12 protein-coding genes are annotated in these 11,971 nt (G+C 73.9%); 9 read left to right on the plus strand and 3 right to left on the minus strand.

The window, feature by feature from the left end:
- Window positions 1-120: 120 nt before the first annotated feature.
- Window positions 121-804 carry a response regulator gene (locus tag ABD832_RS23240; RefSeq protein WP_413224817.1) on the minus strand — a complete coding sequence of 228 codons (684 nt, stop codon included), beginning with the start codon at window positions 802-804 and terminating at the stop codon, window positions 121-123.
- Window positions 805-971: 167 nt separating this feature from the next.
- Window positions 972-2,348 carry a sensor histidine kinase gene (locus ABD832_RS23245; protein WP_344898862.1) on the minus strand — a complete coding sequence of 459 codons (1,377 nt, stop codon included), beginning with the start codon at window positions 2,346-2,348 and terminating at the stop codon, window positions 972-974.
- Between the two features lie 140 nt (window positions 2,349-2,488).
- Between ABD832_RS23245 and ABD832_RS23250 the strand changes: the two genes are divergently transcribed.
- The 7 genes from ABD832_RS23250 to ABD832_RS23280 all read left to right on the plus strand — a co-directional run bounded on the left by ABD832_RS23250 (window position 2,489) and on the right by ABD832_RS23280 (window position 8,499).
- Window positions 2,489-2,983, plus strand: coding sequence for a hypothetical protein (locus tag ABD832_RS23250; RefSeq protein WP_344898864.1), 495 nt, complete (start codon window positions 2,489-2,491; stop codon window positions 2,981-2,983).
- On the plus strand, window positions 2,980-4,101 hold the full coding sequence (locus ABD832_RS23255) for a peptidoglycan-binding protein (protein ID WP_344898866.1): 1,122 nt from the start codon (window positions 2,980-2,982) through the stop codon (window positions 4,099-4,101). Before ABD832_RS23250 ends, ABD832_RS23255 begins: the two co-directional genes overlap by 4 nt.
- The gene (locus ABD832_RS23260) at window positions 4,098-4,784 is read left to right on the plus strand and encodes an ABC transporter ATP-binding protein (protein ID WP_344898868.1); all 687 of its coding nucleotides are present in this window, start codon (window positions 4,098-4,100) and stop codon (window positions 4,782-4,784) included. The genes ABD832_RS23255 and ABD832_RS23260 overlap by 4 nt, the downstream gene beginning before the upstream one ends.
- A complete protein-coding gene (locus ABD832_RS23265) occupies window positions 4,781-6,022 on the plus strand; it encodes an ABC transporter permease (protein WP_344898870.1) in 1,242 nt (413 codons plus the stop codon). The genes ABD832_RS23260 and ABD832_RS23265 overlap by 4 nt, the downstream gene beginning before the upstream one ends.
- Before the next feature lie 424 nt (window positions 6,023-6,446).
- Window positions 6,447-6,905 carry a DUF1048 domain-containing protein gene (locus tag ABD832_RS23270; RefSeq protein ID WP_344898872.1) on the plus strand — a complete coding sequence of 153 codons (459 nt, stop codon included), beginning with the start codon at window positions 6,447-6,449 and terminating at the stop codon, window positions 6,903-6,905.
- Complete coding sequence (locus ABD832_RS23275) at window positions 6,902-7,741, plus strand: ABC transporter ATP-binding protein (RefSeq protein ID WP_344898874.1); 840 nt, start codon at window positions 6,902-6,904, stop codon at window positions 7,739-7,741. The genes ABD832_RS23270 and ABD832_RS23275 overlap by 4 nt, the downstream gene beginning before the upstream one ends.
- Window positions 7,738-8,499: an ABC transporter permease gene (locus ABD832_RS23280; protein WP_344898876.1), complete on the plus strand. Its 762-nt coding sequence runs from the start codon at window positions 7,738-7,740 to the stop codon at window positions 8,497-8,499. Before ABD832_RS23275 ends, ABD832_RS23280 begins: the two co-directional genes overlap by 4 nt.
- Before the next feature lie 33 nt (window positions 8,500-8,532).
- Here ABD832_RS23280 and paaZ read toward each other — a convergent pair whose 3' ends face one another.
- Window positions 8,533-10,581 carry a phenylacetic acid degradation bifunctional protein PaaZ gene (gene paaZ, locus ABD832_RS23285; protein WP_344898878.1) on the minus strand — a complete coding sequence of 683 codons (2,049 nt, stop codon included), beginning with the start codon at window positions 10,579-10,581 and terminating at the stop codon, window positions 8,533-8,535.
- 106 nt (window positions 10,582-10,687) lie between these two features.
- On the opposite strand from paaZ, the gene paaA reads away from it, so the two are divergent.
- Both paaA and paaB read left to right on the plus strand, forming a co-directional pair.
- Complete coding sequence (gene paaA, locus ABD832_RS23290; RefSeq protein ID WP_344898880.1) at window positions 10,688-11,659, plus strand: 1,2-phenylacetyl-CoA epoxidase subunit PaaA; 972 nt, start codon at window positions 10,688-10,690, stop codon at window positions 11,657-11,659.
- Window positions 11,656-11,949: a 1,2-phenylacetyl-CoA epoxidase subunit PaaB gene (gene paaB / locus ABD832_RS23295; RefSeq protein WP_344898882.1), complete on the plus strand. Its 294-nt coding sequence runs from the start codon at window positions 11,656-11,658 to the stop codon at window positions 11,947-11,949. Before paaA ends, paaB begins: the two co-directional genes overlap by 4 nt.
- The last annotated feature ends 22 nt before the right edge of the window (window positions 11,950-11,971 follow it).

Here is an 11,971-nt window from a genome sequence, read left to right on the forward strand (position 1 = left end):
CGGCCCCCTCCGGGAAGGGGCGCCGGTCGACTCCGTCCACTGTCGGGCGGCCGTGTCCCCGCCCCGTCAGCGCCGTGTCATGGTCGTGTCACGGCCGGGACACGCATGCCGGTCGTCACGTCACGGTGCCGCCCGGGGCACCAGCCCGCACTCGTAGCCGAGGATGACCGCCTGCACCCGGTCGCGCAGCTGCAGCTTGGCGAAGATGCGGCCGATGTGGGTCCGTACGGTGCCGGCCGACAGATGCAGCTCCGCCGCGATCTCACCGTTGGTGCGGCCCCGCGCGATGAGGGTCAGCACCTCCCGCTCGCGCCGGGTGAGCACGGCGAGCCGGTCGGGCACGGGAGAGGCCTCGGGCCGCGGCTCCGGCTCGGCGCGGTCGAGATAGTGGGCGATGAGCCGGCGCGTCACGCTGGGAGCGGTGACCGCCTCGCCGGAGGCGACGGCCCGGACGGCGGACAGCAGGTCCTCGGCGAGGGCGTCCTTGAGCAGGAAGCCGCTGGCACCGGCGCGCAGGGCCTCGTAGACGTACTCGTCGAGGTCGAACGTGGTGAGGATGAGAATCCTCGGCCGGACCGCGGTGGAACGGCCGCCGCCGAGCGCCCGGATGCGCCGGGTGGCCTCGATGCCGTCCGTGCCGGGCATGCGGACGTCCATCAGCACGACGTCGGGGCCGGTGCGCTCCACCACGGCGACACCGCTGTCGCCGTCCGCCGCCTCGCCGACCACGACGATGTCGTCCGCCTGGTCGAGGATCAGCCGGAACGCGGTGCGCAGCAGCGCCTGGTCGTCCACGAGCACCACCCGCACGATGCGCGGGGACGTCCCACCGGCCGCGTCCGTCCCAGGACCACCCCCAACGGCGGAACCGGCGGAGTCCCCGGACGCCCCGGGACCGCCCGTCGCCGTGAAAGCGCCCGTCCGTCCGGGAACGCCCACGCCCTCGGAGCCGGTCACACCCTCGGAGCCGGTCACGCCCGATCGCCCGCCGTCTCCCCTGTCTCGACCGACGTCTCCGCCGTTCCCACCGGGCCGGTCGCGTGGCCGCCGACGGGCAGCCGCGCCAGGACGCGGAACCCGCGCCCGCCGGCCGGCCCGGTCTCCAGGTGCCCGCCGAGGAGGTGGACCCGCTCGGCGATACCGCGCAGCCCGTTGCCCTCGCCGTCGCCGTTGCTCTCGCCGTCGTCCGTCCCGTCGGCGGGACCGGCTCCGTCGTCGGTGACCTCCACCTCCACGCCGTCGTCGCCGAACCGGACACGGACCACAGCCCCGGCGCCCGGACCGGCGTGTTTCACGGTGTTGGTCAGCGCCTCCTGCACGATGCGGTAGACCGACATGTCCTGCAGCGCCGGCAGCACCCGCGGGGTGCCCGCCACGTCGAACCGCACCGGGATCCCGGCCGTCCGCACCCGGTCGACCAGGGCCGGCAGCTCGCCGATACCGGGCCGGGGGGCGTGGTCACGTCCCTCCCCGGCGTCGCCGCGCAGCACGCCGAGCAGCTGGCGCAGCTCGGCCAGCGACGCGCGGCCGACGGTCACCACCTCCCGCATCGCCCCGGCGCTCAGCTCGGGGTGGCGCTGCTGCACGGCCACCGCGGCCTGGGCCTGCGCGACGATCACCGCGAGGCTGTGCGCGAGGACGTCGTGCATCTCACGCGCGATCCTGGCACGTTCGGCCGCGGTCGCCAGCGCGACGCGCTGCCGCTGCTCCCGCCGCAGGTCCTCGGCATGCCTGCTCAGCGCCTCCAGCCGCTCCTGCCGGTCGCGCACCCCGATCCCCCACGCGTACGCGAGCGCGAGCACCATCACCGTCCCGATCGCGTTGGCGGCGGCCACGCCCAGCACGTCGGGGAAACCGGGCCCGGCCGCGGCGCCGCGTACGAGGTCGGCCTTGGTGACCGTCCCGGGGAAGGCCGGCCACCCGCCGCGCACCGGTGGCCGCCACACCGCCCACAGGCCCGCCGCGTAGGCGACGACGAGCAGGGCACCGAAGGCCGCCCGCCCGGCGCGACGGCCGCGACGGCTCGCGACGAGCCCGTACAGGGCCCAGGGCACGACGAGGTCGATCGGCTGCAACGGCACGTACGGGTCCAGCTGGTGCGCCACGCCGCCCACGGCGGCCAGCAGCACCGCGGCGAGCGGGTGGAAGCGCCGGATCAGCGCCGCGGCGACCAGCAGCAGCGTGGCACCCCACCACCACCGCGCCGACGGCGTGACGGGCTCACCGGTGCCGGGCCACGCGGCCGACGCGGTCGAGAGCAGGACGAGCGGCAGCACGAGGCCGGCGTCGCGCGCCACCGCCCACCGGCCGGGCGGGACGTGACCGAGGACACGGGCGGAGCCGGGCATACGCCCATCGTAGGCAGCCGCCCCTCGCCCGGCATCGGACCCGGCTCGTACACCGCCTCCCCCTGCGGTCGTACGGCCGGGACGCCGAGACCGGATCATGCTCCGACGACGTCCCTCCGCCCGGCCGCGACCCTGGACCCATGACAAGACTCCTTCGGATCGTGGTCACCGCCACGCTCCTGATCGGCCCGGCCGCGTGCGGCCCGGGCGGCGGCGGGGAACCCGGCGGGCGGACGAGCGACACGGACCTGCAGGCGCTCGGCAGGGAACTGTCGAAGTGCGTACGGGACAACGGGGTGCCGGAGTTCCCCGACCCGACCGTCCGCGACGGCGACCTGGTGATGCCCCAGGACCAGCCGGCCGACGCGGTGGACAAGGCCATGGCGGCATGCCGGAGCATCGTCGACCGCATCCCCCGGCGGCCGGGCGGGGAGGGATCCGGCGCGCGCGACGTGCCCCGGTTGCGCACGTTCGCGCGGTGCCTGCGCGAGAACGGCGTGCCGGACTGGCCGGACCCCAGGCCCGACGGCAGCTTCCCGGTTCTCGGCACCCCGCTGGACGGCAAGACCCCGGAGCTTCAGCGGGCCCGGGCGGCGTGCCGGAAGCACTGGGACCGAAGCTGGAGCGTCTCGTGACGCGGCCGGATCCTCCCCGCCGTCCCGGCCCGTCCAGGCGGGCGGCGATCACGGTGCTGGTGGTGGTCGTCGCCGGCGCCGCGACCGTCACCCTCTGGCGCGTCACCACCCACCGCCCGGCTCCCGGCGACCCGTCCCCCCAGGTGCGGACCGCGACGGCGGCCGTCACCCGCGGTACCGTCACCGAGCGGATCCAGATCGGCGGCACCCTGACCTTCGACGGCTCCTGCACCGTCGTCCACCAGGGCGCCCCCGGCGTGCTGACCACGCTTCCCGCCCCGGGCGACGTCGTCGCACGCGGCGAACGCCTGTACTCGGTGGACGCGCGGCCGGTGCGCCTGCTGTACGGCACGACACCGGCCTACCGGGATCTCGGACCGGCGACCACCGACGGTGCCGACGTCCGGCAGCTCGAACGCAACCTCGTCGCGCTGGGCATGGACCCCGGCCGGGACATCGTCGTCGACGCGCGCTTCACCTGGGCGACGAGCGCGGCGGTGCGGCGCTGGCAGGCGTCCTGGGGGCTGCCCGCCTGGCGCCGCGACGGCCGGCTGGCCATGGGCGAGGTGGTGTTCCTGCCGGGCAGGCTGCGCGTACGGCAGGTGCGCGCCACGCCGGCGAGCACCATCCGGCCGGACACGCCCGTGCTGGGGGCGACGTCGACGCGGCAGGTGATCACCGCGCGGATCGGCGCCGACCGCCGGCGGCTGGTGCGGGCCCGCGACAGGGTCCACATCTCCATGACCGGTGCGGAGCCGCTGCGGGGAACCGTGCTGCGGATCGGACGGGTCGCCACGGCCGCGCCGCGGAACGACTCCGCGCAGGGCGGTGAGGCACCCGCGACGGTGACCGTCGTCGTCGGCGTCAGGCCGCCGCGGGGCGGCCCGGTGCTCGACCAGGCTCCGGTACGGCTGGGCATCACCACCGCGACCCGTGAGGACGTGCTGATGGTGCCGGTCACCGCGCTGCTCGCCCGCCCCGGCGGCGGGTACCAGGTGCGCCTGGCGGACGGCCGGCTCGCCGGGGTGGAGCCGGGCCTGTTCGACGACTCCGCCGGCACGGTGGAGGTGACCGGCGCCCTGCGGCCCGGCGACCGGGTCGAGGTGCCGTCACCGTGACCGCCGTCCTCGAACTGCGCGCCGTCCGCAAGGTGTACCCCGGCACGCCGCCGGTGGAGTCGCTGCGCGGCGTCGACCTCACCGTCCACGGCGGCGAGCTGGTGGCCGTCATGGGCCCGTCCGGTTCCGGCAAGACGACCCTGCTGAACCTGGCCTCCGGGCTGGACCGCCCGACCAGCGGGTCGATCCGCATCACCGGCCAGGCGATCGAGCCGATGACCGACCGGCGGCTGTCCGGGCTGCGGGCGCACCGGCTCGGTGTCGTGTTCCAGCAGTTCCACCTGCTCGACCGGCTCACCGCGCTGGACAACGTCGCCACCGGCCTTCTGTACCGGGGCGTACCGGCCGCCCGGCGCCGGGCCGCGGCCGCCGTCTCGCTGGCCCGGGTCGGCATGGCGCACCGGGCGCACCACCTCGCCCGGCGGCTCTCCGGCGGCGAGCGGCAGCGGGTGGCCATCGCCAGGGCCCTGGTGGGACGTCCCTGCCTGCTGCTGGCCGACGAGCCCACCGGCAACCTGGACTCCGCCACCGGCGCGCAGATCCTCGCCCTGCTGCGCGAGCTGAACGACGACGGGACCACGATCGTGACCATCACCCACGACCCCGGCGTCGCGGACGCCATGCGCCGGCGTATCGACATGCGCGACGGCCGGATCGTGCGCGACTCCGGGAGCCGTCCGTGACCGGGCCGGACGAGCTCTCCGGGCCCTCCCGGACGCCCGCGGGCGCCGCGCCGCCGTCCCGGCTGCGCGCCGCGGACCTGCTGCCGGTGGCCGCCGTGGGACTGCGCACGCGGCGCACGCGTGCCGTTCTGTCCACGCTGGGCGTGGCCATCGGCATCGCGGCGGTGGTGTCGGTCCTGGGCATCACCCGGTCGAGCCAGGCCGACCTGCTCGCGCGCATCGACCGGCTGGGGACGAACCTGCTGACGGTGACCGACGGGCGGTCCGCGAGCGGCCGCGAGGTGCCGCTGCCGGTGACGGCCGCGGCGACGATCAGGAGGACCGACGGTGTGCGGTCCGCCGCGCCGACCGCCGAACTGCCCGGGGTCCAGGTGTTCCGGTCGGACCGGATCCCGGTCACGCTGACCGGCGGGCTCTCGGTCCGGGTCGCCGACCCCTCGCTGCTGCCCACCCTGAACGCGAAGGTGGCGCACGGCACGTACCTCAGCCGGGCCACGAGCGCCTACCCCACCACGGTGCTGGGCCACGCCACCGCGCGGACGCTGGGGATCCGGGATCTCGCCGGCACCCCGCGGGTGTGGGTCCGGGACCGCTGGTTCACGGTGATCGGCATTCTGGAACCGCTCGAACTGGCGCCGGAGATCGACCTGTCGGCACTGATCGGCCCGCAGATCGCGGCGCGGGACTTCGGGTACGGGGGACGGCCCAGCCGGGTGTACGTGCGGGCCGACGTGACACGGACGGCGGAGGTCTCCGGGCTGCTGGCGCGGGCGACGAGCCCGGAGAGCCCGGACGAGGTGGACGTCAGCCGGCCGTCCGACGCGCTGTCGGCCCGCCTGGAGGTCGCGGACGCGGGGACCTCGCTGTTCGTCGGGCTGGGAGCGGTCGCGCTGCTGGTGGGCGGGATCGGCATCGCGAACGTCATGGTGATCGCCGTGCTGGAGCGGCGTGCGGAGATCGGGTTGCGCCGGGCACTGGGCGCCGCGCGCGGCCATGTCGCGGTGCAGTTCCTGGTGGAGTCGCTGATGCTCGCGGTGGCCGGTGGCGTGTGCGGGGTGGTGATCGGGGCCGCGGTGACGTACGCGCTGGCGCTTCAGCGCGGGTGGCAGCCGCTGATCCCCCCGGCGGCGGTGGGCGCGGCGCTGGTCACCGCGGTCGTCGTGGGCGCCGTCGCGGGACTGTACCCGGCGATGCGGGCGGCCCGCCTGTCCCCCACCGACGCGCTGCGCACGGCCTGACGACGACGGCCGGTGGATCCCGGCCGGCCGTGGGAGGCCGGCCGGCCGTGGGAGGCCGGCCGGTCGCCGGAAGGACCGGCGATCAGGCGCGCCGGCGGTCGTGTCGGTGGCCGTGTCAGCGCCGTGACGGTGCCGCGACGGCCCGGTGTCAGGGCGGTCGGCGATGGTGGTCGCCATGAGGTGCCCGGGGATCACGCCATCCGCGGCCCCAGCTATTCAGTGTTGCTACATACCGGTAGCCGGTGTTACTTTGTACCGGTAGTCAGCGACACCGAGTAGAGGGGGAGGATCCCCTCCCGCAGGAGGGCCGCCGCGCAAGGCGTGCTCCCCCGACGCCCCAGGGACGAGAGCACCTCCAAGGGTTCCCGAGGACCCGGAGCCTCACCGAACGGCTCGGACGGCTCCGCGAAGAAGGCAGGCAGACATGAACACAGACCCGGACGAGCCGAAGAGCCGCTACCGGCAGTACCTGGAGGTGGTCACCGGATCGCTGGAGGACAAGAAGCGCTGGCGGCGCTACAAGGCGCGCGTCAAGGCGCTTCCCGAGAACTACCGCACGACGGCCGAGGCGATCGAGCGCTACCTGATGCACTTCGGGCCCGGGGACGGCGCCGAGGCGGCGTCGATGTACGAGGACCTCGCCGACCTGTTCGAGCAGAGCGCGGCGAGCGGGACCCCGATCCGCGACGTCGTCGGGGACGACCCCGTGGGGTTCGTCGAGGCGTTCGTCCAGAACTACCCGGCGGGGCGGTGGATCGGCCGGGAGCGGGAACGGCTGGCCGGCGCCGTCGGACGCGCCGCGGCCGAGGACACCGGAAACGCCGCCGACGGCACCGGAAAGTCCGGCGAGAACACCGGAGAAGAAGGAAGGACCGTCCGATGACGGCACAGCACACCCAGGCGATCCACGTACGGGGCCTGGAGAAGTCGTACGGGGACCTGCGGGTGCTGCGCGGCGTGGACTTCACCGTGGCGCGGGGCGGCATCTTCGCCCTGCTCGGCTCCAACGGGGCGGGCAAGACCACGGTCGTGAAGATCCTGTCCACCCTGCTCAGGGCCGACGCGGGCACGGCCGTCGTCAACGGCTTCGACGTCGCCACACAGGCCGCGAAGGTCCGCGAGTCCATCAGCCTCACCGGTCAGTTCGCCGCCGTCGACGAGATCCTCACCGGGCGGGAGAACCTCGTGCTGGTCGCCCGGCTGCGGCACCTGAGGAATCCGGGCACGATCGCCGACGACCTGCTGAGGCGTTTCTCGCTGACCGAGGCCGGCGGGCGGCGGGTCGCGACGTACTCGGGGGGCATGCGCCGCCGCCTCGACATCGCGATGAGCCTCATCGGCGATCCGCCGGTCATCGTCCTCGACGAGCCGACGACCGGGCTCGACCCCCAGGCGCGCATCGAGGTGTGGCAGGCCGTCAGGGAACTCGCCGAGCAGGGCACGACGGTGCTGCTCACCACCCAGTACCTGGACGAGGCCGAACACCTCGCCGACCGGATCGCGATCCTGCACCAGGGCCGGATCATCGTGAACGGCACCCTGGCCGAGCTCAAGCGGCTGCTGCCGCCCGCCACGGTCGAGTACGTCGAGAAGCAGCCAACCCTCGAGGAGGTCTTCCTCTCGCTCGTCGGCGACGGCGGCAGCGGCAGCGGCAGCGGTACGAACACCACCCCGGCGACGACCAGCGCGCCGGCACGCACGAGTAAGGAACACCCGTGAGCACGCATCTCCTCGGCGACACCGCCGTCCTGCTGGGACGGTCCCTGCGCCACGTCACGCGCAGCGTGGACACCATCATCACGACCGCGATCACACCGATCATGATGCTGCTGCTGTTCGTCTACGTGTTCGGCGGCGCGATCGAGACGGGAACGGCCTCCTATGTGAACTACCTGCTTCCCGGCATCCTGCTCATCACGGTCGCCTCGGGCATCGCCTACACCGCGTTCCGGCTCTTCACGGACATGCAGAGCGGCATCTTCGAGCGCTTCCAGTCCATGCCGATCGCGCGCTCGTCGGTGCTGTGGGCGCACGTGCTGACCTCGCTGGCCGCCAACCTGATCTCGCTCGCGGTCGTCGTGCTCGCCGCCCTGCTCATGGGCTTCCGCTCGGGGGCCGGGGTGGCGGCCTGGCTCGCGGTCACCGGCATCCTGGTCCTGTTCACCCTGGCGCTGACCTGGCTGGCCGTCATCGCCGGCCTGTCGGCCAAGACCATGGAAGGCGCGAGCGCGTTCTCCTACCCGCTCATCTTCCTGCCGTTCATCAGCTCGGCCTTCGTGCCGACCGCCACCATGCCCGGCCCGGTGCGTGCCTTCGCCGAGCACCAGCCGGTGACCTCCATCGTCAACGCCATCCGCGCCCTGTACACCGAGCAGCCGGTCGGCACCGACATCTGGACCGCCCTGGCCTGGTGCGCCGGCACCCTCGTCGTCGCCTACCTCCTCGCGATGAACGCCTACCGCCGCAGGACCGCCTAGTGCCGCGGGTCCCGGGCGGTGGCGCGGCTCGTCTCAGGCCTGCGGCGCCGCAGGCCAGGTCTTGGCCACCAGGGTGAGCACGTCGTAGGTGGCGACGGTCCGGTCCTCCTGGTTGGTCACCACGGCGTCCCAGCGGACCTCGCCGTAGTCGGCGCCGCCGCGCGGGGTGATCTGCTTGACGGTCAGGGTCACGCCGATGGTGTCACCGGCCTTCACCGGGGTGAGGAAGCGCAGCGCGTCGACACCGAAGTTGGCCAGGACCGGGCCCGGCGCGGGGTCGACGAAGAGCCCGGCCGCCAGGGACACGACCAGGTACCCGTGCGCGACGATGCCGCCGAACAACGGGTTGCGCGCGGCGGCCTCGGCGTCGGTGTGCGCGTAGAAGACGTCCCCGGTGAACTCGGCGAAGTGGCCGATGTCCTCCAGCGTCACCGTCCGCGTCCCGGAGGCGATCGTGTCGCCGACGCGCAGCTCGGCCAGCGACTTGCGGAACGGGTGCACGTCGGAGGTCAGGCGCCCGGCCCCCGTCGTCCACTGCCCGGTGACCGCGGTGAGCAGGTCCGGGGAGGCCTGGACGGCGGTGCACTGCATGTGGCGCAGCACCCCGCGGATCCCGCCGAGCTCCTCCCCGCCACCGGCCCGGCCGGGGCCGCCGTGCACCAGGACGGGCAGCGGCGAGCCGTGCCCGGTGGACTCCCCGGCGTCGTCCCTGTCCAGCACGAGGACCCGGCCGTGCCACGGCGCCAGCCCGAGCACGATCGACCGCGCCACCTGCGGGTCGTGGGTGACGACGGAGGCGACGAGGCTGCCCCTGCCCCGGGCGGCGAGATCGACCGCCTCCTCGATGCCGTCGTAGGTGAGCACGGTGCTCACCGGGCCGAACGGTTCCACCTCGTGCGGCTCGCCGGCACCGGGCCGCGCGCGCAGCAGGAGCGGGCTCATGAAGGCGCCGCGCTCGGCGTCGCCGTCGATCGAGGCGGTGCCGCCGGGGGCACCGAAGACGACCTCGGCGCTCGCCCGCAGCGCCTCGACCGCCTTGCGCACCTCGTCGCGCTGGCCGAGGCTCACCAGGGCGCCCATCCGCACCTGCGGGTTGCGCGGGTCGCCGACGGTGACCTTCGCCAGGCGCGCGGCGAGCGCCTCGACCACGGCGCCGGCCATCGGCGCGGGCACCAGCACGCGGCGGATGGCGGTGCACTTCTGCCCGGCCTTGACGGTCATCTCGGTGACGACGCCCTTGACGAACAGGTCGAACTCCGGATCGTCCGGGCCCACGTCGGGCCCGAGGATCGAGCAGTTGAGCGAGTCGGCCTCGACGCCCAGGACGACGCCGCCGTCCAGGACGTTCGGGTGCCGGCGCAGGATGCCCGCGGTGTGCGCGGAGCCGGTGAAGGCGACGCTGTCCTGGACGGTCAGCTCGTCGAGCAGCCCGCCCGGGCCTCCGGCGAGGAGCTGCAGCGTGCCCTCGGGCAGGATCCGCGACTCGATGATCTGCCGGACGGCGCGTTCGGCGAGGTAGGCGGCCTGGCCCGCGGGTTTGACGATCGTGGGCAGCCCGGCGAGGAAGGCCGGGGCCAGTTTCTCCAGCATGCCCCAGACGGGGAAGTTGAAAGCGTTGATCTGGACCGCGACGCCCGGCCGGGAGGCGTAGAGGTGCCGGCCGACGAAGGTGCCGCCCTTGCCCAGCCGTTCCGGGCCGCCGTCCAGGACGACGGTGTCGTTCGGCAGCTCGCGCGCACCCCTGCTCGCGTAGCTGAACAGGGTGCCGATGCCGCCGTCGACGTCGACCGCCGTGTCCCGCGAGGTGGCTCCGGTGCGTACCGACAGCGCGTAAAGCTCTTCTTTGCGTTCGGACAGGTGTTTTGCCAGTGCTTTGAGCAGCGCGGCCCGCTCGTGGAAGGTCAGGGACCGCAGCGCGGGACCGCCGGTCCGCCGGGCGTGGCCGACCATCGCGGCGACGTCCAGGCCGCGGCTGGAGATGCGCGCGACCTCCTCACCGGTCGCGGCGTCGAGCAGGGGCTCCCCGTCGTCGGCGGCCCGGAACCACCGTCCGGCGGCGTAGCTCTCCAGCAGCGTGCTCACACTGTCTCCTCTCCGCGGGCGCGACCTGTTGCGCGGACGCCCCTCCCCGTGCAACGGTATTACTGACCGAGTGATAAGTAAATGAACTCGAGGCCGCGGAGGAACGATGACGACCACCCCGGCGGAGCCGGACCTTCAGGAGCGGCTGCAGGCCGCCTTCGACGCGACGATCGCCCGCAACGACCGCATCGAGCCCCGCGACTGGATGCCGGAGGACTACCGTAGGACACTCGTCCGCCAGATCGCCCAGCACGCCCACTCGGAGATCATCGGCATGCAGCCCGAGGGCGCCTGGATCGGCCGCGCGCCTTCCTTACGCCGTAAGGCGATCCTGCTGGCCAAGGTGCAGGACGAGGCCGGGCACGGCCTGTACCTGTACTCGGCGTGCGAGACCCTCGGCGTCAGCCGCGCCGAGCTGAACGAGCTGCTGCTCTCCGGCCGGCAGAAGTACTCCTCGATCTTCAACTACCCGGCGCTGTCCTACGCCGACGTCGGCACGATCGGCTGGCTCGTCGACGGCGCCGCCATCTGCAACCAGGTGCCGCTGTGCCGCACCTCCTACGGCCCGTACGGCCGCGCGATGATCCGCATCTGCAAGGAGGAGTCGTTCCACCAGCGGCAGGGGTACGAGCTGCTCATGACGATGATGCGCGGCACCGACGCCCAGCGCGCCATGGTCCAGGAGTCGGTCGACCGGTTCTGGTGGCCGGTGCTCATGATGTTCGGCCCGCCGGACGACCGCTCACCCAACAGTGCCCGGTCGCTGGCCTGGGGCGTCAAGCGCCACTCCAACGACGAGCTGCGCCAGAGGTTCGTCGACATGACGGTGCCGCAGGCCGAGGCGCTCGGCGTGACGCTGCCCGACCCCGAGCTGCGCTGGAACGAGGAGCGCGGCCACCACGACTTCGGCGAGCCGGACTGGGCGGAGCTGGACGCGGTCATCCGCGGGAACGGCCCGTGCAACACCCAGCGCATGGCCCACCGCAGGGCCGCCCACGAGGACGGCGCCTGGGTACGCGAGGCGGCGTCGGCCTTCGCCGAGCGGACAGACCGGGCCGACCGGGCCGGTGCGCGGTGAGCGCCGACCGGCGGGAGTGGCCGCTGTACGAGGTGTTCGTCCGCGGCAAGCGCGGGCTCAACCACGTGCACGTCGGGTCGCTGCACGCCCCGGACGACCCGATGGCCCTGCGGCACGCGCGCGACGTCTACACGCGCCGCAACGAGGGCGTCAGCATCTGGGTCGTACGCTCCGACGCCATCACCGCCTCCAGCCCCGACGAGAAGGACCCGCTGTTCGCGCCCAGCGGCGACAAGGTCTACCGGCACCCGACGTTCTACGACATCCCCGGCGACGTCCCGCACATGTGAGCACCACACGATCGGAACGGTC

Source organism: Streptosporangium longisporum (assembly GCF_039534895.1).
GTDB classification, from domain to species: domain Bacteria; phylum Actinomycetota; class Actinomycetes; order Streptosporangiales; family Streptosporangiaceae; genus Streptosporangium; species Streptosporangium longisporum.